Here is a 21,649-nt window from a genome sequence, read left to right as displayed (position 1 = left end):
CTAAAATGCTGAACATTTCCCAAACGAGAATATTCTGTCTGAAAGATGTATCAATAGGAAAGCTTTTGGTGGCTAGGTCTCAAAAGGGGATTTATCATATAGCGTTAGGAGACACTGTAGAGCAATTATTACAGGAGTTTACGATGCGCTTTGGTGATGCACAGCAAGTTGTAGGTGACAATACATTTAAGAGAGAAGTTGCCCATATTATAGCCATGATAGAAACACCTAAGTTGGTAAAAAAATATAATTTTCCCTTAGATATAAATGGTACAGTTTTTCAACGACAAGTATGGGCCATATTATGTGATATACCATGTGGTGAAACAATTTCATATGAAGTCTTAGCGTGCCGTATTGGTATGCCGAGTGCTTTTCGTGCTGTTGCTAATGCCTGTGCACGTAACGAATTGGCTGTTATCATTCCTTGTCATCGTGTTGTGCGTAAAAATGGTTTTATTTCAGGGTATCGTTGGGGGACCAAACGGAAACAGATTTTGCTACAACGAGAACAAAATGGAGAAATTTAACTTTGTGTGATGGGCATTATAATCGTTACAGTTGTCCCTTTCATTTCTTTTGAAGTAATTTCAAGTTTGCCTTTATGGAGTTCTAGCAAGGAGCGTGAAATGGCTAAGCCAAGACCTGAGCCCGTGTGAGATTTAGTAAGCTGATTTTCGACTTGTTCAAAAGGTTGTCCAAGTTTTTTAATTGCTGATTGGGGAATACCAACGCCTGTATCTGTAATTTTAAAAATAAGGTTGTTTTTTTTCTTGAAAGTGCAGACATCAATATTTCCGCCAGAAGGCGTAAATTTAACGGCATTAGAGATGAGATTAAGGAAAATCTGTTTCATTGCACGACCATCAACTTCAGCATGAAGTTCTGGGGTAATGTTTGTTGTAACAACAATATTTTTTTCTTGAGCTTGAGGCGTGAGTGTTCGTACTGCTTCACTAATGATGGGCTCAAGATCGGTATTTTTACAATCAAGCGTAAATCTTCCAGCTTCAATTTTTGACATATCAAGGATGTCATTGATGAGGGTTAGAAGATGAGTTCCTGAATTGTAAATATCATGCATATATTCCTTATAGCGTTGTGAACCAAGAGGGCCAAAAGTCGATTGCAACATGATATCTGAAAAACCGAGAATAGCATTCAGTGGAGTGCGCAATTCATGAGACATATTAGCTAAAAATTCTGATTTAGCTTTGTTAGCACTTTCGGCGCGCTCTTTTTCTGCTTTCAAACTTTTATTAAGTTTTTCAACTTCTGTTGCGCGTTGTTGAGCACTGCCTCGAGCGCGCTTGAGTTCTTGAATGAAAGAAAAAAGACGCCTTTCACTGTCTTCAAATTTTTCTTGTTGTTGTTTAAGCTCAGAAATGTCCGTACCAATGCAGACAAGTCCGCCATCTTGGGTGCGCCGTTCATTGATTTTGAGCCAACAACCATCTGCCGTTTGGCGAATACTGGTTAAGTTACCAGTACCATCATCTTTAAGGGGATACTCACTGAGTGCAGGGCGTGCCATGGCTTCAACGGTTGCACGTTGGATACCTGATTGTAGAATTTGTTTAGGAATAGCGGCATATTCGCAAAATTTGCTGTTGGACATGACTAAACGTCCTTCTGAATCCCACAAGACGAAAGATTCTGAAATGTTTTCAATCGCATCACGGATACGAAGGTCAGCTTGCGCTGTTTGTTCAGCCAATTGTTGCTGTTCACTAATATCGAAGGAAATACCAACCAAATGGGGTTCTTCTTCTTCAGTAACTTCGGCACGAATGCGCATCCATACATAATGACCATCGGCATGGCGCATGGGAACGTTAATATCAATATGCTTTTTTTTACCGCTCATTAACTCCTGAGCAAGATCAAAAAAATTCGCATCATTTGGATTGATAATGGCGCTAATTTGGGAAATTGAGAGCAATGCATCCTGAGGGACATAGCCGAGCATTTCGTACATTGCTCGTGACCAGTAGACGCGCCCACTTGCCATATTCCAATCCCATAGTCCACAGCGTCCACGCATCATTGCCATATCAATACGGTTTTGAATTTTTTCTGAAACAAGATCCGTTTTGCGTGCTCGTACAATTTGGTTGTAATAAGCATAAAGAAGAGCGAGGATAATGCCACTAGTTCCAATGAATAGGGTTATATTTAACGAGAGAATTTTCCGCCATTCCATGGCGCTATCTTGCATCTTTTCGCTAATGAATACGCCATATTGCCCATTTTCTGTTTGGTGAAATGAAGCAAGAGCAGGAGCATCTTTTCCTATTGTGATTTTCATAATTCCAATGTGCTGTTCAAGGGATTGTAAAGCAATGCTGTCAGAGATAAAATCTTGCAAAGGTTTCCCTAAAGCAATCTCTGAACTGGATGAAGCCAAGACATTTCCTTTTTGATCAACAATGGCGATCAGAGTGCTAGGATTAATAAGATCTTGATTATGAAAAGTGGTGAGGATATTTTGCAAATGACTATGAGAAAGGGTAGAGACTTTTCCTTTCTGAGAAACAGCCAGTAAGTCATGATTAATTGTATTGGTAATATGAGAAGCTAAGAGAGTGATGGTAGAACGCGTGTTTTTGTCAATCGTGTTACGCCAATCATAGAGTGATACAAAACGAATTGATGCAAGTACAATAAGAAATGCTACAATGACAAATGGAAGTGAGCGACGCAACCAAGGTTCAATAAAGAGAAGCTTTTGATAGGCAGAGCCAGAAAGCAGATGAATACGTTTTTTCTGCGCTTTATGACTTGGAGCGCTCGATTTTGAATCAGCATATATCTCCCTTGGCGCATTATATGCGTCCAATTTAGCCATCTCTTGTTCCTTTAATTCCAGAATAATGTGATTTAAAAACTGCTTCGATATTCATAGTAACCCCATCGAGTGCAATGAATCAAAACAGGAGTCTTCTGTCCAGTCTTTTTTTTAAAAAAATAATTTTACTTCTATGAACTTGGAATATGAAAAGGAAAAGGTACTTTGAACATGACCCTATAAACAGGCTTAGATTGCCTGTTTATAGGTTTAATGATGATCGAATAGTTTGTAGAATTTATTTAAAAAAACATTATATCATATTGATTTAAAATATTTTTTTGTTTCAATTGAGCAGACGGTTGATGATATCAGCAACATCGCTTGATAATTTTGGCGCAGCAGCAATCGTTTTTAATCCAGTTTCAAGTTTTTGTTGTCGAATGGGTTCTAATTGTCGCCAAGAGCGCATCGTTGTTAATAATCGTGAAGCGAGCTGTGGATTTTTTTTGTCAATTTCCAAAATGATTTGGCAAAGAAAATGATAAGACGCTCCATCCATCCTGTTAAAGCCCGTGAGATTGTTAGAGGAAAAAACACCGATTAGGGAACGCACACGATTGGGATTATCTTTTGAAAAGAGCGGGTGTTTCATGAGCTTTTGAACATTTTCGAGCGTTGATGTGCCAGCAACCATTGCTTGAATAGAAAACCATTTATCCATGACCAAAGGGTCATGCCTATAGCGGTTTTCAAAATCATTTAAGGCATTTTGGGCCTGCTCACTTTCATTAAAATGTTTCACGAGAACAGCGATACTAGCCATACGGTCAGTCATATTATCCGCTGTTGCATATTGTATAGCAGCACGATTTGGATTGGCTTCAGCAATGGAAAGATAATCCAATATGATATTCTTTAATGCTCGTTTTCCAGCTTGTACAGCGTTTGCTGAATAGGGCTCTTGGGTTTGCATTTGTCCATAGAATTTTGTTAAGAGCTCTTGATGGGTTTGTGCAAGTGAAGCTAAAAACTGATTGCGCACATGATGAATACGCTCTGGATCAACATTTTTACCGATTGTATGAGCAAGCTCAACTTCACTAGGTAAATTTATACAGAAGGCACGAAATTCAGGCTCTAAGTTTTCATCCGTTATGATCGTTTCAATTAGCTTTAGTAAAGCAGAAGGGAGTGTTGCTTTTTCTTGTGTTTTATCTTGAATGCTTTGAATCAAAGCTTGCGTCATTAAATGATTAAGAGATTGCCAGCGATTAATGTGATTGTCATCATGTTGTGCAAGAAAAATAAGTTCTCTTTCATTGAATGGAGTGTGTAGAATGATTGGTGCTGAAAAGTCTCGCAGCAGTGATAAAACGGGTTTTTCACGCAGTCCCTTTAATGTAAACGTTTGGCTTTCCTTGGATAAAAGCATAACATCTGATTGAATATCTGTATCTGCTTCATAGGTGAGGCTTTCTCCGTTGTGTCCTAAGAGTCCAAAAGCGATAGGGATAAGCATAGGTTTTTTTATATTTTGTTGTGGGGTTGCAGGAATATGTTGCTTTGCATGAATTGTTAAAACACCATCACTATAATGACTATCGATTTCTACATTGGGTGTTCCAGCTTGTTCATACCACAGCATGAATTGGGAGAAGTCTTGACCAGATACTTCAGCAAAACAAGCGATAAAATCTTCAATTGTACAAGCTTGTCCATCATGACGTTGAAAGTAAAGATCAGTACCTTTACGAAACATAGAGGGTCCTAAAATAGTCCGTATCATGCGAACAACTTCAGCACCTTTTTCATAAACAGTTGTGGTGTAAAAATTGTTAATTTGGCTATATTGACGAGGACGTACAGGATGAGCGAGGGGCCCAGCGTCTTCGGCAAATTGCGTCGCTTTTAATGTTTTTATATTTTCAATTCGCTGTAGGCTGCGTACATTTTGATCTGATGAAAATTCCTGATCACGATAAACAGTGAATCCTTCTTTTAAACAGAGTTGAAACCAATCGCGACAGGTAATACGATTACCGCTCCAATTATGGAAATATTCATGTGCAATGACACGTTCAACATTTCTATAATCCTGATCGGTTGCTGTTTCAGGATCGACAAGAACATATTTATCATTAAAAACGTTAAGGCCTTTGTTTTCCATTGCTCCCATGTTAAAGTCGGACACTGCAACAATATTGAAAATATCAAGATCATATTCGCGCCCAAAACATTGTTCATCCCAACGCATGGAACGTTTTAGAGCATCCATTGCATAAGCAGCGCGTTTGGTTTTTCCTTTTTCTACATAGATACCAAGCTCGATACGTCTTCCAGATACAGTTGTAAAATGGTCTTCTAACTTATCAAGATTTCCACCTACTAAAGCAAAAAGATAAGATGGTTTGGGATAAGGATCTTCCCAAATGGCAAAATGGCGATTATTCTCTAAAGTTCCTGTTTCCACCAGATTACCATTTGAAAGCAAGATTGGGATTGTTTGGGAATCTGCTTCAATTTTCACTCTATAGGTAGAAAGAACATCTGGGCGGTCGTAAAAATAAGTAATACGACGAAAACCTTCCGATTCGCATTGTGTGCAATAAACACCATTTGAAAGATAAAGGCCCATAAGTTGACGATTGCTTTCAGGATTCAGTTCCGTAACCAATTTCAATGTAAAAGGAGCCGTTGGTGGCGTTGTAATTTCTAAACGTGAAGGCGTCACTTTATAAGCATTTGGGGCTAATGTCTCATCATTAATAGAAACGGAAATTAAAGTAAGATCATCACCAGAAAGAACAAGAGGTGTTAATTCTTTTGTATCGTGACGGGATTCAATAGACAATATGGCTGTAACATAAGTTTTTGTTGGTGCCAATTGAAAGGAAAGTTGTGTTTTAGGGATAGCGTAAGGGGTTGGCTGGTAGTCTTCCAAACGATAAATATATGTTGTTGGCTGTTCCATAGTTGTTCCCATTCGTATTTTAAGAGTTAAAGAAGGTGTTTAATTTTAGTGTCAAAGAAGATTACAGAATTACAAAAGGCTATCGAGGCGATTTTTTACTTCTAAGAAGTCTATCCATGTAAGCTTCTTTTGACTAGGGGTTCGAAGAAGGTAGGCAGGGTGGAAAGTTGGCATAACAGGTATTTTTATATTATCCTCACTTTCATAAAGATGCCATTTTCCTCTTGTTCGGATAATCCCATTTTGAGATCCCGTAAGAAACTGTGCAGCAACGCCTCCCAGTGCTATAAGTACACGAGGACGCGCTAAATAAATGTGTCGTTCAATAAAAGGGCGGCACAAGGCAACTTCTCTTGGTGTTGGTGTACGATTTCCTGGTGGACGCCAAGGAATAGTGTTGGCAATGTAAACATTATTTCTTGTTAAGCCAATTGATGCGAGGATTTTATTAAGCAACATTCCTGCTTTTCCTACAAAAGGAATTCCTTGTATATCCTCGTCTCGTCCTGGCGCTTCGCCTATAAGCATCAGGGGGCTTCCTGCTGTTCCATCTGAAAAACAGGTATTTTTTGCTGTCAATTTTAATGAACAGCCATTAAATGCAAGGAGAGCAGATTTTAACTCATCAAGTGTCTTTGCATTTTTTGCGCTCTCTATAGCGGTGGATTCATTTTGTAGAGCCCCAGAGTTATGCAGCGGATGATGATTTAATTTTACGGTTGGGGATGTTTTGGGAGATGTTTGTTGATTATGAGAAATGCTCACGACAGGTGTTAATTTTTTTTCTAAACAAGCAGACTGTTTAAAACGATCAATAGGGAAATCTGTCAGAACAGCATCCGCACCACTTTCTTTATAAAAGTTTAAGAGTTCTTCATAAGAAATTGAGCACGGCGTTTGATTTAACATTTTATTTTTTCTAATGATCTAGCAACTATAGATCAAACAAATTTATCCCTCAAGTTTTATAAATGCATTTGCTAGCCGTTAATGTATAGGAACGCTGATAGGATTCTCTCTTTTCACAAAAAAGGCAAATCGTAAAATGCAAGTGTTCTCGATTATATATATCTTTAAATGTACAATTTGTTTAAATTACGCTATTTTAATTTTTTAAACAAGTTAGGCTCTTTATAATAAAAGAATTCTCTACTGAATGCAAGTGGTATGATAATATTTTTAATCATTATATCCTATATTTAATAATTAATGCAAATGAACTTTATAGTATTTAATTTGTAAAATTAAGTATAAATTTTTTATTATTATATTTTTATCTTTTTTATTAAAAATATTAAATGAATAAAATATATAAAATATTGCTTTTATATGAGAAAATACTAAGACTTTACAAACTGTTTTTACAATGGGTTAAAAGCAATGTGTGGATATATGCTTTTGCTTTTTTTGCAGCTGAAATGAGGGGTTCATTTAATGCTAAATGCGCAGCAATAGCGCTTGAGAGAATGCAACCTGTTCCTCGCATTGTTCCTTTTAAACGTGGAGTAGAAATATTTATGACTTCAGTTTTGTCAATGAATCTATCAATTGCAAGAGGACCCTCAGCATGTCCTCCTTTTACTAAAATAGAGCGAGCTCCCAATGACAAAAGTTTTTTTGCTTGTTGTATTGCTTGCTTGTCATGAGATGCCAATGGACTTTGGCTAAGAAGAGCGAGTTCTTCTCTATTCGGTGTTAAAAGAGTAACATGAGAAAGCAGTTTATCGATCATAGTGTCGATGATTGTTTCCGTTGTTAGTTTTCCTCCTGATGAAGCGACAAGTACAGGGTCCAAAATAACTGGAACATGGGGATAGTCTTTGAGTACGTTACTGATTGCTGCTATAATTTCTTTTGTCCCCGTCATACCGATTTTTATTGCGCTTATTGGATTTGCTTCTAGGGCGGAACGCATTTGCGCAGCGACGAGGTCTCCGCGCATTGGAATGATTTCGACAACGCGATTATCATCTTGTACGTTAACACAAGTAATTGCTAAATTTGCTTTTATTTGAAAATATACAGCGGTTTCTATATCACGAACAATACCGGCACCTCCCGTTGGATCAGTGCCCGCAACAATAAGAATGGAAGGTATCAACGCCATGTTTGTGTCACTTTTATCCACTGCTGTACACGCTCTTCAGGTTTTTTATGAAGGATAATATCAGTTACAACAGCAGCACTATTTGCGCCTGCTTTTAAAACACCAACTGCGCGTTCTGGTGTTAAACCACCGATACCCACCAAAGGTAAAGCACCAATCCGCTGTCTCCATTGTTTGATTTTTTCTAGTCCTTGCGGCATCCATTTCATTTTTTTTAAGATTGTCGGATAAATAGGACCAAGTGCAATATATTCAGGATTAACAGAGAGTGCCGTATCCAATTCATGTTCATCATGCGTACTAAGACCAACTTTTATACCACTTTTACGAATTGCATGAAGATCAGCATTGCTTAGGTCTTCTTGTCCTAGATGAATAAAATTGCACTTTTCATCAATTGCTATTTCCCAATGATCATTAATAATTAATTGCGCTCCTAATTTATTGCATATGTTTTTTGCGCGCTTGATATGTTGACGGATTATTTGTTGATTTTCATGTTTCATACGCAATTGCACGAGCTTGATACCAAGAGGAAGCAAACGCTCAATCCAATCAGCGTTATCAACGATGAGGTAAAATGGATCCAGTTTCATGAAAATACTGCTTTTCCGATAACGGGCGTTGAAGGGACTGCCACATTGCGTGCTTCGATCATGCCAGCTTTATATCCCATACGTCCTGCTTGAACAGCTTTAGAAAATGCTTCAGCCATTAAGACAGGATCACCTGCTTTAGCAACTGCGGTATTAAGCAGTACTGCATCATAACCGAGTTCCATCGCAATGGCGGCATGTGATGGGCGTCCAATGCCGGCATCAATAACAAGAGTAGCGTCCGGAAGGTAAGCACGGATAGAACGCAATCCATCAGTATTATGAGGTCCTTTGGCAGAACCAATAGGAGCACACCAAGGCATAATAACACGACAACCAATGTCAAAAAGTTTTTCAGCAACAATAAGATCATCCGTTGTGTAAGCAAAAATTTTGAAACCTTCATTGTTTAAAATTTGCGCAGCTTCGATTAAGGAAAAAATATTTGGCTGTAAGGTGTCTGGATTTCCTATCACTTCGAGTTTAATCCAAGCTGTTTTAAAAAGATCTCTTGCTAATTGGGCTGTCGTTACGGCCTCTTTAACAGTATAACAACCAGCAGTATTAGGAAGCACTGTTACTCCAAGTTCTTGAAGAAAGTGCCAAAATTGTCCGCCTTGTTTTCCGCCTGCAGTTTCACGGCGCAAGGAAACAGTCACAATTTCCGTATCCGATTTCTGAATAGCATCACGAAGGATTGCTGGTGAAGGATATTGCGCTGTACCTAATAGAAGACGGGAAGAGAATTGTCGTCCATAAAGATTCAGCATAATTTTAGCCTCCTTGCATTGGGCTCAAAATTTCAATTTTATCTCCTTCATGTAAGACAAATTGGCTTCGTGCATCTATGGGAACAACTTCAGCATTAACAGCGGTTGCAAGCCAATTTCCTTCATACCCCAATTCTTCAAGTAAGAGACCGAGAGTCATAACTTCTGTTTGGACTGTTTCACCATTAACAAATATTTGCATGCTTTATTCCAATGCCAATTTCATTGCTCTTTTTGCCATTTCTGGAGACAAAAGAAAACCATGTCTATAAAATCCATTAATAAAAATACAGTTACCATCTTTATGCACAGAAGGGAAGTTATTAGGATAACATGGACGAACACCAACGCCAGATTCAATAATTTCTGCTTCAGCAAAAGCAGGATGTAAAGTATAAGCCGCGTTGAGCAGTTCCATCATTGATCTCACAGAGATTGCACCATCAAAGTCACTTTCAATCATTGTTGCGCCAATCATAAAAATATTATCTTGTCGAGGTACAATGTAGAGAGGAAACCGTGGATGAAGAAGACGAATTGGACGCGAAATTTTAATATCGGTGCAGCGCACGAGAAGCATTTCGCCGCGTACGCCCCGTATATTTTTGTCCTTTCCTAAACGTGCTATTCCTGTCGCATCAACAACAATATCAAAATTTGTTTCAGCCGTCTCTAAATCAACAAAACACGCTCCATTGTTGAGAAGCTTTTCTTTTAAAGCCATAAGTGCTTTGCGAGGATCAATATGGGCTTCATTTTCATAAAAGAGCGCACAGTTAAAACGTTCTGCAAGATCTGGTTCAAGATGAGCTATTTCTGTATGATCTATAGTTTTGTGATTATGCGTGCGCACAGAAAATCGTTCAAGCTCTCCTCTATCTCGTGTAGGTGCAACCACTAAAGTGCCTTTTTGTATGACAAGGTTGGGGAGCGTTTTCCGCCACCACTGTATAGCTTGTACACCAAGATCTTCAACAATCTGTTCCGCATTTTCTCTTTCACAGTAAGGTGCGAGCATTCCTCCTGCATACCAACTAGCACTTCCTAGAGGAGAACGAGGGGGAGCCGATATAGTAACAGAAACACCTTTTTGCTGTAACATAAAGGCAACCGTTAAGCCGCCTATACCTGCACCTTTGATAAGAATGTTCTTCAACTGTTTACTTTCTCTTTTTGAGGAGGAACAACTTCCATATAAAGGTCACCATTTTTCTGATATTTCTCGGCCATGGCGATCATACCTTCCCCTTTTGTTTTTCTTATTGCTGCTGCCTCACGAATGTCATGGGAAATACGCATAGAACAGAATTTTGGTCCACACATGGAACAAAAATGCACCAATTTATGGGCTTCTTTAGGCATTGTCTCATCATGAAAGGCACAGGCTGTTTCTGGATCAAGAGAAAGGTTGAATTGATCATGCCATCTAAAATCAAATCGTGCACGTGAAAGAGCATTATCGCGCAATTGTGCTCTAGGTAAACCTTTGGCAAGATCAGCAGCATGAGCAGCAATTTTATAAGTGATCACACCAGTTTTTACGTCATTCCTATCGGGGAGTCCTAGGTGTTCTTTAGGTGTTACATAACACAACATAGCTGTTCCAAACCATCCAATCATAGCGGCACCAATTGCTGATGTAATATGATCATAACCAGGAGCAATGTCGGTTGTAAGAGGTCCCAAAGTATAAAAAGGCGCCTCATGACAAAGATCTAATTGTTGCTCCATATTTTCTTTAATTTTGTGCATTGGGACATGCCCAGGACCTTCAATCATAACCTGTACATCTTTTTCCCAAGCAATTTTTGTCAATTCTCCCAAAGTTTTAAGCTCTGCAAATTGAGCTTCATCATTGGCATCGGCAATAGAGCCAGGGCGCAATCCATCCCCCAATGAAAGAGAGATGTCATACGTGCGTGCGATATCACAGATTTCATCAAAATGTTCATAGAGAAAACTTTCTTTGTGATGATGCAAACACCATTTTGCCATAATAGAACCACCTCGTGAAACAATACCTGTTACCCGATCAACGGTCAAAGGGATAAAAGGTAATCTTAATCCCGCATGAATGGTAAAATAATCAACACCTTGCTCTGCTTGCTCAATAAGGGTATCACGGAAAATGTCCCATGTTAAGTTTTCGGCAATACCCTGTACTTTTTCGAGTGCTTGATAAAGTGGAACAGTTCCAATGGGAACAGGAGCATTTCGAATAATCCACTCACGAATATTATGAATATTTCGACCTGTTGAGAGATCCATAACTGTATCTGCGCCCCAGCGAATAGCCCAAACCATTTTATCAACTTCTTCTTCCATAGATGAAGTCACTGCTGAATTGCCAATATTGGCATTAATTTTAACACGAAAATTACGCCCAATAATCATAGGTTCGCACTCTGGATGATTAATGCTTTGTGGAATAATGGCGCGTCCACAAGCAATTTCATTGCGAACAAATTCCGCAGTATAAATTTCTGGTATTGATCCAGCAAATGTTTCATTTGATGGTACATTCTGCCGTTCTTTTACTGCTAATCCTTCATTTTCTCGTATAGCCACATATTCCATTTCCGCTGTAATAATGCCTGCGCGTGCATAAGCCATTTGTGTAATTGCTTTGCCATTTTTTGCTCGTAAAATGGGACGTTTTTGTTTAAAGGCTGGTGTAAGGTTTTTATCAGAAATTAATCCATTATCTTCAGGTTTCACTGATCGTGCAGGATAAGTTTCAGTATCATCCCGCTTAGAGAGCCAAGGCAAGCTAATTGCTGGTAAGCCTTTTGTAATGTCAATGATCATATCTTTATCGGTGTAGGGGCCAGAAGTATCGTAAACGTTTAAAGGTTTTTCACCACTGCCATCAGTCAGTGAAATTTCACGCAATGGTACGCGCACATCAGAAAAGAGAAGGCTCTGTTGATAAATTTTGCGTGAAGCGGGAAAGGGGCTACAACTGATTGATGGGGTATTTTTCTGCACAAACTTTTTCCTTATAGACACAGAGTTCAAAAATAGGTTGCGATGTTAATGGGGATCTATTCAAATTATCAGTCACGAGCATTCGGATGAATAAGGATAGTATTGCTTTGTAGCAAAGAAAATCCAATACAGCTCAAGAAAAGTTATTTTGAAAAATTGATACAATATCTATTCTCATATTTGCATGCCTCCTCCCACTTAAAGTATTTTTGTTAATACGAACATGGTTGGCTCAAATATCTATATTGTCAATCATAAAAATATATTTTAAACGATTTTGGTGTGTTTTTTTAAGAGTGCAAATAGACATTATTATAAAGCGATAAACTATGATCTTGAAGATTTTATAAACCAGAATAAAGTTAAAAACGGATTATCAAGGAAAAATTAGATAGTTTATAGTTCTGATTGAGATTTTTTCATATTAAAATAAAACTCAGAATACCATAAGATTCTTTCATCATACATCTTTTCATATAAAATCACTTCTTGCATATCATAAGTGGGGGCGTATGGGGCAAAACACTTGAAGAAAGGAAGCCAAATGTCATTTAATGAATATTCTAAGATGTGAGACTGTCACAACGTGGGGGAAAACAAAATGTATGATGTGTTTCAGCTTGTATCGTCAAAAGCTTAAAGCTGATGATCTATAATGGCTTACTATTGTATCATTGGCGTGCGCTGTCGTAAAATGAACGGAGTATATTTTGAGCAATATTTCTTTAAAAGTGCGTGATATGCAATATCATTATATTTTGTTTGGAGCATTCTATTCTTCATGAGGGGATGTTCCCATTAAGAATGCGATAAACAAAAGCGTAAAACAATACCTAATCTTTATTATTAAAAATAATATTGCCTTTAATGTTTTGAAAATCGTAAAGCTGAATTAAAAAATGATGATGAAAATGAACAAAGGCTATTCATCTTAAAATTTCATCAACACTTTTAAATAGTTGGAAGAGAGAGAAAAGCAAAAGGATGTATCTCAGCATAAAGTACTACGTAAATTCATTAATTAGTTTGCAATAGAAATGCGCAAAGCGCTGTGTTTTAGCTTAAGACGAGGTGAAAATTCATTTTCTGAGACATAAAGCTCTTTGGTTTTCAAGGTAAAGTTATTCACGAGTCATGTGATATCGTGCAACAATATTACAGATAAGAAATCGCTAATTATATACAAAAAGCTTTCTAATCATAATGAAGTGCTCTTATTATTATAATACAACAAGAGAAAAATTGAGTAAATTTGCATCAAAAAATTTTAAATATTAAAATAGGTAATAAATAAAACAAACGCAAACAAAGAATTATTATGATAATGATTAACAAAGCCTAAAACTAATTTTTGAATAAGTAGGGAATTATGAGGAAGAATAACCAAATTCCACTAACATTGTGATTATTAGCAATGTTACAATTGGGAGCCCTATAAAAGCTGCAGCTGTACAGGAAAAAATGATTGGCATACCTCAGAGATAGGTAAATGTATTAACAAAATATTCATAGATAAATTCGTTAGTGAATTATTTATCTGCACTATCATAGCATTCTATAATCGCTTTGCATTGTCCTACTCACATCATAAAACTCGTTATGCATATTAGGAAGGATATAAAGCTTATCTTTTATATCTTATAAAAAAATCATATTTAAGTAGTGCAATTATACTAAATAGTGAGGTCAATGCTGTCAGGAATAGAAAAGAACACCTAAAGTATTCTTTTTCCATTTTAATGTAATTATTTTCGTATTCACCATCCAACGAAAAGATTATAAACAAAAATCCTAATATACTGCATACTATAAGATCTCCAAAACTCATATCTCCATCGTTCTTTTTGAGTGTTCATTCTGTTGATTAATTAAGTTTTTTATTACCTAAAGAAAATGTTTCTGACATTAGAAAATATAGTGATAACTTCAAAAATAGTAAAAAATAGACCCCGTCTAGAGCTAGTAAAGGGTGTAGCTAATAAATGATGTGTATTTTAAAGGGAAGATAGAAGTTAAAGGTGCAGAGAACACTGAAAATAAAGTCGGTAATGAGTGGAGGGGATATTCTATTTGGAAAAAACAAGCCATGGATAGTCCAGTTATCTGGCTACTTACTTAGCAAGATTTTGTAAGGTGCTTTCTTTGATAGTTAAGGGGATAGCAAGTGTTAAATCGATGGAGCATATTTTTTTGTTTGGATTGACGAGGCAGATGAGTTAGCAAAACAGTTTAGAGAATGCTTTTTGATATTGTCATGAATTAAGAAGAACACCAATAATTGCAAGATGTTGTTGAGAATGATTTATTATTCTTGCAAAAAAAATATACATATAATAATATATAAAAAGGTATGCTACGTGTGGGAGGGGAGAAGTTGGTTACGGGACGTTTAAAAAAACAGGGATATTGTTCATAAAAATTGGGGGAGGGCGCTGGTTTGTGCTTTTTAATGTTTTTCGGATCGGATGCAACCTTCAAATTTGGTGAAGGTGTGTGATATTTCTCTAGTCGTTCAAAGTATTTCATTTCCAGTTCAATGAAAGTGTGAAGAAATGGCCATATTGAATATATTCTCTATGGTGCATTTGGATTGGACAAAAGCTTGTTCAAAAAAACATTGATGCTAATCTTGTAACACAATTTCAGGAATAAATTGAATAAAATAGAACAAAGTATCTGCATGCGAATAAAAACATGATGAAGCATGCAAAGAATTTGAAGCTAACTTTTAAAATTTTAATACAAATGATAGCCAAAAGATAGAGTTTCTTTGTTTAAAATGCATGGTATAAAATATCGACGAAATAGATTTAAACTATTGAAAAAATAAAAAAAGATAATGTTTAAGTTAGAAACTTTCTATGTGGATGATAAGTTATTACATTCAATAATGGTTATATGAAATCCATAATAAGGAAAATTCTGAACAGTATTTATAAATTTTGCAACAAGAAGCAAGATTTGAAAAATAAGTATATAACAACAGCAAAGCAACAAAAAAGATATTAAGTAACATCAGATGAGGTGATTACATTACACATTAGAAAAGAAAGCATCAATACTAATGTTATGTAAAGCATCTGGTGAATTTAGGTTATTAAATTACAAGTTATTAAATTACAAGGAGTGAAGAGAGGTAAAATGCGTAAATACAAATGGTGCAGTGGTTATGATAAACCAATCAACGACGGTAGCACATTTTAGTGCACAGAACGAGAAGTTGTTAGAAAAACTATGAAAATAAAGGGGGATTTATAATGTCTAATATTTACGATTGGTCTCTAAAGGCTGATGAAAATGCTTATTCAGATAGTATCATTAATTGGGCAGAAGGTCAGCCGCCTAGTTCTGTTAATGATAGTGCACGGGCGATGATGCAGCGCGTGCGTGAATATCTTGCAGATAATGGTGGTTCTATTAATTCAAGCTTTACAGTAAATGTGGAAGATAAAACAACATTAATTACCTTAAAGACAGTTTCACCTATAAAGAAATACAACAATGATATCATCATACGTTTTAAAGCTTGTGGTGTAAATATTGGCGCGACAACAATAACTGTTAATAATATAGGAGAAAAGCGTATCTATAAAGCCACTGATGCGGGGGTTATGCCATTAGAAGGTGGAGAATTTCAAACAGATGGCATTTATGAAATGATATACAATAATGGTGTTTTAATAAAAGAGCATGAGGGTTGGTATTTATTAAATCCTACACCACCAAAGATAGAAAGTTTTCCTGCTGGATTCATTGCAACATTTGCTATGCAAAATGTGCCAAATGGTTGGCTTTTATGTGATGGTAAGGCCTATAAGCGTGAAGATTATCCGCAGTTATTCAAGGCAATAGGTGATAAATGGGGTAAAGACAGCAATAAAACGTTTAAAGTTCCTGATTTTAGAGGCATGTTTTTACGCGGCTTTGATAATGGTCGGGGGGTAGATGGTGGTAGAAAATTTGCAGATGAACAACAAGATAGCATAAAATCGCATACGCATATTGGGAGCATTGAAAATGCAGGCGAGCACGCGCATAGTTTTGAGTATAAAGGAGTTGGATGGCCAACTGGTGATATTGGGAGACTACCGAATCATTATACCTATGATGCGACCCTGAAAGGGAAAACAGGTTCTGCTGGTGCACATACACACAAGATAACTCTTTCCCATACAGGTGAGGCAGAAACGCGCCCTGTTAATACAACCGTTGTCTATGCTATAAAATCATGAGTATGTTTGAGTAATAATAATCTATACACCCTGATAATTTTGTTAGCGCGGAGTAATTCCGCGTTATTTTCTTCGTCTATGAAGAGGAAATCTATATTGTTAATACGATACTTGAGGGAGTCAAAAAAAACGATTTTAAAATGATTAAAAGAAAGAGTTAAGGATATAATTTATTATCAGAAAAAGAAAATCATAACTTTTTTATAATTGTATGATAACATAGAGAAAATGTGTAAAACTTATTTAAATTGTGCCGTGAAGTGATCTGGGATGTATTTTTTCATAAGGTGTTTTGATAGGGGGTAAGGTGATAAAATTATTCAACCTGAGGCATAAAAAGGTACAATGTTTTTAACGTTTTTTGTGCAAAAACAGCATACTCTGTATGAGTTAATTCGTCTCATAAAGATATCTCTTATCTTGTTGTCAATTTCATTTCTTTGCATTGCCATGGTGTAGGCTTTATCTGTAAATGATGGTACTCCTTGAGTGGAATCATAGTTATGCTTGTGAAGCAGCAGACAAACACTTTTTCTATACTTTCTCCCCATCCCTATATTCCGCATTTTTTTGCATTAAGGGGCTTACAAGAAGCGTTGTTGAGTTTATTTTAAAGTTTTTATTCAATAGGTTAACTTTTTGTGATATGCAAATAAACAATTTTATATATATAGAGAGAGAGGAAAATAAAAAATACCATTATAAATCAATATTTATTTATATAAAAAGCTAAAGTATATATATATTATAAAGAAAATATTACTATTAAAGCTACAGATAAACCTTTTATGGGTGGGAGAAAGGTATTTGATTTCTATATGGTCCTTAGAAGATATAAATAATGCACCCCATTATTATAACAAAGGCATTTGTACACATTTCTTGAATCATTTTTATAAAGATAAAAGTGATAGAAAGAGTGGGAAAACGCATATGTATGTTGTATAACTTCATACTATCTAACAGTATGATAGCAAAACAAAATTTCACATGTTTTTAGTTACGTAAAATCTTGAAGGATTTTAAACGAGTAGTTTTTTCCAAAAATATCTTTAAGGTGCTTAGTCTTCTTGTTTAAAATGACAGATGACAAAAAGGAGTTCATATAAAAATAAAAAAGATTCTCAAATATTTGCGTGTTTTATTTTGCTATGGACTTTAGTTTTTAGATTGAAGCCGATAGCTTAGAGGTCTAATTTCGTAGGAGGATGCCGTTTGAGGAAGTACAAAAGGGATATCTTCTTTAGGTAATTCAGAAACGTTTAAAGAACAATGATAAACATCGCGGAGATTTTGTGTTGTCAAAACGTTCGTTGCATTTCCTTCGCAATAAATCTCTCCGTCCTTGAGCAAGATCATGTTATCTGCATAATGTGCCGCGAGATTGAGGTCATGAAGAACAGCAAGAACGCCGCCACCAGAATGGGCAAATTGTTTAGCAATATCCATAACGATGATTTGATGTTGAATATCGAGGCTAGCAATAGGTTCATCTAATATCATCCAGCGAGGAATCCCATTATGAACAGGTTTCCAGATTTGGCAAAGTACACGGGCAAGTTGTACTCTAGCTTGTTCTCCGCCTGATAATTGGTGATAATACAGGTTGCCATAATCAGAAAGGTCAACGCACTCTAAAGCCTTTTGGATAAGATTTTGCAATTCGGTTTTGGCAATGGTAAATTGGTTTACAGAAAGGCCAAGTCCTACAACTTCATGAACTAAAAATGGAAATACGAGCGTTGTTGATTGTGGTAGCACAGCACGCATTTTTGCCATTTCATGCGTTTTTGTTTGGCATACATCATAACCATTTAAGGTTATTTTTCCACTGTAAGGAATTTCACCACTCAGAGCTTTGATAAAAGTACTTTTTCCTGATCCATTAGGACCAATAATAATGGTAAAAGCACCACTTTTAGCTTGAAGATTAATGTGTTTAAGAATCTGCTTCTTTCTGCGCTGAACACAAATATTTGTCGCTTCAATCATGAAAAGTCTGTTCCTCGTTTGCATATAAGGATCCATAGAAAGAAAGGTGCACCAAAAAGTGCTGTTACAATTCCAATCGGCAATTCTGCGGGGGCAACAATGAGGCGTGCAAACGTATCAGCAAAAATAAGTAATGCTGCTCCCAAGAGAGCAGAGCAAGGAATGAGATAGCGATGATCAGGACCAATGAGCTGACGTAAAATATGAGGAACAATAATACCAATAAAACCAATACCACCACTGACAGCAACAGCACTACCACACATAAGAGCAACTAGGGGAATAGCAATATTTTTAACGCGTTGAATATGGAAACCAATATGGCCAGCAACAGCTTCTCCAAGAGCAAGGGCATTAAGTGCTCGTGATAAAAAGGGAGAGAAAAGAAGACCAATAACAATGAAAGGGAGAACGAGCCATACTTTCAACCATGTAGCGCCCGCAAGAGAGCCAAGACTCCAAAAAGTGATATCACGGAGTTGTTGGTCATTTGCGATAAAAATCAATGTTCCAACAACTGCACTGCTTAATGCACCAAGAGCAATACCAGCAAGCAGCATGGTTGCAATAGAGGTAAAGCTATTATGCGTTGCTATGATGTAGAGAATAATCGTGGACAAAAGTCCACCCAAAAAAGCACCTATGATAACTTTGTAAGGCTCTAGAAAAGGTGCAAATGAAACAGGAAAAGCAAAACCTACAACAATTGCTAAGACTGCTCCAAGTCCAGCACCTGCTGATACACCTACAATCCCAGGATCTGCAAGAGGGTTACGGAAAAGCCCTTGCATAAGAACACCGGAGACAGCTAAAGCTGCTCCAATCAATAATCCCAAGATAACGCGGGGAAGCCTTATGTCGATAAGCACGAGGTAATCACGCGTTTTACTACTTACCGAAAAATCTTGTGTAAGCATTACATGGAGGAGATCAACGAAAGAAACCTTTGCTGCACCATTCAAGAGCCCACCAAAAATACTGAAGGTAAGGAATATTATTAAGCTTAATAATAAAATCTTTCCCTGCTTTGAACGGTTTATTTTTTTACCTTCTTTTGCTTCGGGTAAATGCATCATCGATGTACCGTCTACCATGTTTGTCAGCTCTTACCGTTTTGATTTGCACCATAAAGCATATGAATAAGTTCTCTTGACGCGTCTGCAGTGCGTGGACCGAATCCTAAAAAATACATAGCATCCATCTGTTTTATGGCATGATTTCTTGCTGCAGTTGTTGCTTGAACTGCCGGTATGGCTAAAATCTTATCAATACTGGTTGATTTTGCACCATGTTTTACAAGTAAGATAACATCGGGATCTGATTTCAATAACGCTTCGCCGTTGAGAAGTTTATATCCTTTATAATCGGTGATAGCATTGATAGCGCCTGAAAGTTTTATCATACTATCAGCTGCAGTACCTGTTCCAGATGCCATGACGCGTCCATTTTGCACAGAGAAAACAAAAAGAACACGCTTTGGTCTTGTTACTTTCGCCAAAAGCGCATCGTTGTCTAAAAAATTACGCTTCAATTTCTCAATTAACGCAGCCGCTTGCACTTCCCGATGAATGGCTTGACCAACGAGACGAATCTTTTCTATCACATTTTCACGGGAATAGTCTTCTGGTATGATCACCAGAGGTATTGATGTTTTTTTGAGAATATCAATTGTTGAAGCGGGACCGCTTCCTTCAACAAGCAATATGCCTTCTGGGGCAAGTGATAAAACACCCTCAGGTGAAAGAGCACGCATATATCCAAGCACAGGAAGCTTGAGCGCTTCTTGTGGGTAGACGCTTGTACTATCACGGGCGACAAGTTGATCTTGGGCTCCCAATGCATAGACAATTTCTGTAAGTGCTCCGCCGATAGAAACAATACGAGCATTTTCAGGAAAACGGGTTGTGGGTTCAGCAATCACTTGTTTAGAAAAACAGGTAAGAGAGAGCAGTAAACACATAAGAAAAAGGTTTGATAACCTATGTAAAAGAGATATGAACATGTCCAACCTTACCTTATCTTAGTCACTGCTGTTTTCTTGGCATGATGGCAAACTATTCAATAAAGAGCGCCAATCTTCACGTTCTTTTTGACCTTCCTTGCGTACGCCAAAGAATTGAATAATCATCTCATCATCTTTATCGAAAACTTCAAGTGAGCTGACATAACCATCAATCGTAGGTTTGCGAACACGCCATACCTTATCAAATCCAGAAACGAGTAAATGGAGATGAAATTTTTGATCGAGAACATTAAGCCAAGGTCCCACTTGCTTAATGTTCTTTACTTTCCCAGTGAAAATTTGGACGCACCCTTTGTTACCGACAAAACACATAATTGGTAACTCTTGTTGTGCAACGTGTCTGAGCATCATCTCAACAGCTTCTATCTGTAATTCATCGGCAAATTCATTGCCGGCATGTTTCACAGCATCATGTCGATTAATTTTCAGTTCAGAAATAATCCTATGAAGCTGATGTACATCAGTCATCTGACGCCAACAATCTCGAAATTTTTCAACATCCAGCTTTGCCATATCACATTGTACTGGAGGAGGAACGGGAGAAATATCAAGTACAGGTGACTGATCGTCATGAAGCAATTTTTCAACAAGTACGGCCCATTCTTCCATATTTGTCGTGTCTTTAGAATAGAGTTTGAAAATAGCCATGCCAGATTGATCAAAGAATTGCAAACTTTTCATAGGTGTTCCGAGAATAATCACGTCATGTTCGAAACCAAACTTCCATTGTTTTGAAAAAATACGCAAGTCAATTTCACCGAGTGTTATCGGGATATGCTGGCTTTGAACAATCTTCTCAAAACATCCTGTTATTTCATGGACAGCATTATCATTACGTGTCAATGCCATAACTGTGCCAAGTTTAGGAGAATTTTCCAAGAAAGTAGCGACATCAGCGCGCAGTCTTTTTGCTTTTCCAATTGTACAATAAGCCGCAATGAGTTCTGCTTCGGATATACCAATAGAGTCCGCGAAATCACGGCTACGCATCTCTTTTTTTTCTTCACGCAAACGAAGAATTATTTCGGCTGTGTATGACATGGGCTTATCCTTATGTTACCTGTTTGAAGGTTAATTGTTTAATTTTACAACTAGAAAGACAGTGAGTCGAACCACTATCAACTAATGGTTCAACCCACCACGAAACAAGCCCTTATTTTATCAACAGTAGAACAATAA

At 37.1% G+C, this 21,649-nt stretch carries 15 protein-coding genes; 2 read left to right on the top strand and 13 right to left on the bottom strand.

What is annotated here, in order from left to right; genetic code table 11:
* The first annotated feature begins 5 nt into the window (after positions 1-5).
* Positions 6-530 (top strand): methylated-DNA--[protein]-cysteine S-methyltransferase, encoded by a 525-nt coding sequence (locus ACFIKU_RS05970; RefSeq protein WP_375656956.1) that lies wholly within the window; start codon positions 6-8, stop codon positions 528-530.
* Here the strand turns inward: ACFIKU_RS05970 and ACFIKU_RS05965 are convergent.
* The 9 genes from ACFIKU_RS05965 to thiC all read right to left on the bottom strand — a co-directional run bounded on the left by ACFIKU_RS05965 (position 527) and on the right by thiC (position 12,223).
* Positions 527-2,848, bottom strand: coding sequence for a PAS domain-containing sensor histidine kinase (locus ACFIKU_RS05965; protein ID WP_375656955.1), 2,322 nt, complete (start codon positions 2,846-2,848; stop codon positions 527-529). The two genes, ACFIKU_RS05970 and ACFIKU_RS05965, sit on opposite strands and share 4 nt — an antisense overlap.
* Positions 2,849-3,134: 286 nt before the next feature.
* On the bottom strand, positions 3,135-5,762 hold the full coding sequence (gene pepN / locus ACFIKU_RS05960; RefSeq protein ID WP_375656954.1) for an aminopeptidase N: 2,628 nt from the start codon (positions 5,760-5,762) through the stop codon (positions 3,135-3,137).
* Between the two features lie 69 nt (positions 5,763-5,831).
* Positions 5,832-6,671 carry a uracil-DNA glycosylase family protein gene (locus ACFIKU_RS05955; protein WP_375641542.1) on the bottom strand — a complete coding sequence of 280 codons (840 nt, stop codon included), beginning with the start codon at positions 6,669-6,671 and terminating at the stop codon, positions 5,832-5,834.
* 439 nt (positions 6,672-7,110) lie between these two features.
* A complete protein-coding gene (locus tag ACFIKU_RS05950) occupies positions 7,111-7,869 on the bottom strand; it encodes a hydroxymethylpyrimidine/phosphomethylpyrimidine kinase (RefSeq protein ID WP_375656953.1) in 759 nt (252 codons plus the stop codon).
* Complete coding sequence (locus tag ACFIKU_RS05945) at positions 7,860-8,465, bottom strand: thiamine phosphate synthase (protein ID WP_375656952.1); 606 nt, start codon at positions 8,463-8,465, stop codon at positions 7,860-7,862. The genes ACFIKU_RS05950 and ACFIKU_RS05945 overlap by 10 nt, the downstream gene beginning before the upstream one ends.
* On the bottom strand, positions 8,462-9,235 hold the full coding sequence (locus tag ACFIKU_RS05940; RefSeq protein ID WP_375656951.1) for a thiazole synthase: 774 nt from the start codon (positions 9,233-9,235) through the stop codon (positions 8,462-8,464). The genes ACFIKU_RS05945 and ACFIKU_RS05940 overlap by 4 nt, the downstream gene beginning before the upstream one ends.
* Before the next feature lie 4 nt (positions 9,236-9,239).
* Positions 9,240-9,437, bottom strand: a complete 198-nt coding sequence (gene thiS / locus ACFIKU_RS05935; RefSeq protein WP_273791115.1) for a sulfur carrier protein ThiS — start codon at positions 9,435-9,437, stop codon at positions 9,240-9,242.
* Positions 9,438-9,440: 3 nt separating this feature from the next.
* The gene (thiO, locus tag ACFIKU_RS05930) at positions 9,441-10,391 is read right to left on the bottom strand and encodes a glycine oxidase ThiO (protein ID WP_375656950.1); all 951 of its coding nucleotides are present in this window, start codon (positions 10,389-10,391) and stop codon (positions 9,441-9,443) included.
* Positions 10,388-12,223 (bottom strand): phosphomethylpyrimidine synthase ThiC, encoded by a 1,836-nt coding sequence (gene thiC, locus ACFIKU_RS05925; protein ID WP_375656949.1) that lies wholly within the window; start codon positions 12,221-12,223, stop codon positions 10,388-10,390. Before thiC ends, thiO begins: the two co-directional genes overlap by 4 nt.
* 3,257 nt (positions 12,224-15,480) lie before the next feature.
* On the opposite strand from thiC, the gene ACFIKU_RS05920 reads away from it, so the two are divergent.
* A complete protein-coding gene (locus tag ACFIKU_RS05920) occupies positions 15,481-16,455 on the top strand; it encodes a tail fiber protein (RefSeq protein ID WP_375656948.1) in 975 nt (324 codons plus the stop codon).
* Between the two features lie 1,158 nt (positions 16,456-17,613).
* Here the strand turns inward: ACFIKU_RS05920 and ACFIKU_RS05915 are convergent.
* The 4 genes from ACFIKU_RS05915 to ACFIKU_RS05900 are packed head-to-tail and all read right to left on the bottom strand — an operon-like array spanning position 17,614 to position 21,511.
* Positions 17,614-18,447, bottom strand: coding sequence for a heme ABC transporter ATP-binding protein (locus tag ACFIKU_RS05915; RefSeq protein ID WP_375656947.1), 834 nt, complete (start codon positions 18,445-18,447; stop codon positions 17,614-17,616).
* On the bottom strand, positions 18,444-19,541 hold the full coding sequence (locus ACFIKU_RS05910; RefSeq protein ID WP_375656946.1) for a FecCD family ABC transporter permease: 1,098 nt from the start codon (positions 19,539-19,541) through the stop codon (positions 18,444-18,446). The genes ACFIKU_RS05915 and ACFIKU_RS05910 overlap by 4 nt, the downstream gene beginning before the upstream one ends.
* Before the next feature lie 5 nt (positions 19,542-19,546).
* Positions 19,547-20,449: a hemin ABC transporter substrate-binding protein gene (locus ACFIKU_RS05905; RefSeq protein WP_375641532.1), complete on the bottom strand. Its 903-nt coding sequence runs from the start codon at positions 20,447-20,449 to the stop codon at positions 19,547-19,549.
* 18 nt (positions 20,450-20,467) lie between these two features.
* A complete protein-coding gene (locus tag ACFIKU_RS05900; protein WP_375641531.1) occupies positions 20,468-21,511 on the bottom strand; it encodes a hemin-degrading factor in 1,044 nt (347 codons plus the stop codon).
* Between the last annotated feature and the right edge of the window lie 138 nt (positions 21,512-21,649).

The organism is Bartonella sp. CM120XJJH, from assembly GCF_042194715.1.
Lineage (GTDB): Bacteria > Pseudomonadota > Alphaproteobacteria > Rhizobiales > Rhizobiaceae > Bartonella.
This window is presented reverse-complemented; position numbering and strand designations above follow the sequence as displayed.

What these genes read in the sequence shown, in the direction of transcription:
- ACFIKU_RS05970 (WP_375656956.1), top strand. Translation starts at nt 6, where the DNA reads ATGCTGAACATTTCCCAAACGAGAATATTCTGTCTGAAAGATGTATCA.
- ACFIKU_RS05965 (WP_375656955.1), bottom strand. Translation starts at nt 2,848, where the DNA reads ATGGCTAAATTGGACGCATATAATGCGCCAAGGGAGATATATGCTGAT.
- pepN (WP_375656954.1), bottom strand. Translation starts at nt 5,762, where the DNA reads ATGGAACAGCCAACAACATATATTTATCGTTTGGAAGACTACCAGCCA.
- ACFIKU_RS05955 (WP_375641542.1), bottom strand. Translation starts at nt 6,671, where the DNA reads ATGTTAAATCAAACGCCGTGCTCAATTTCTTATGAAGAACTCTTAAAC.
- ACFIKU_RS05950 (WP_375656953.1), bottom strand. Translation starts at nt 7,869, where the DNA reads ATGGCGTTGATACCTTCCATTCTTATTGTTGCGGGCACTGATCCAACG.
- ACFIKU_RS05945 (WP_375656952.1), bottom strand. Translation starts at nt 8,465, where the DNA reads ATGAAACTGGATCCATTTTACCTCATCGTTGATAACGCTGATTGGATT.
- ACFIKU_RS05940 (WP_375656951.1), bottom strand. Translation starts at nt 9,235, where the DNA reads ATGCTGAATCTTTATGGACGACAATTCTCTTCCCGTCTTCTATTAGGT.
- thiS (WP_273791115.1), bottom strand. Translation starts at nt 9,437, where the DNA reads ATGCAAATATTTGTTAATGGTGAAACAGTCCAAACAGAAGTTATGACT.
- ACFIKU_RS05920 (WP_375656948.1), top strand. Translation starts at nt 15,481, where the DNA reads ATGTCTAATATTTACGATTGGTCTCTAAAGGCTGATGAAAATGCTTAT.
- ACFIKU_RS05915 (WP_375656947.1), bottom strand. Translation starts at nt 18,447, where the DNA reads ATGATTGAAGCGACAAATATTTGTGTTCAGCGCAGAAAGAAGCAGATT.
- ACFIKU_RS05910 (WP_375656946.1), bottom strand. Translation starts at nt 19,541, where the DNA reads ATGGTAGACGGTACATCGATGATGCATTTACCCGAAGCAAAAGAAGGT.
- ACFIKU_RS05905 (WP_375641532.1), bottom strand. Translation starts at nt 20,449, where the DNA reads ATGTTCATATCTCTTTTACATAGGTTATCAAACCTTTTTCTTATGTGT.
- ACFIKU_RS05900 (WP_375641531.1), bottom strand. Translation starts at nt 21,511, where the DNA reads ATGTCATACACAGCCGAAATAATTCTTCGTTTGCGTGAAGAAAAAAAA.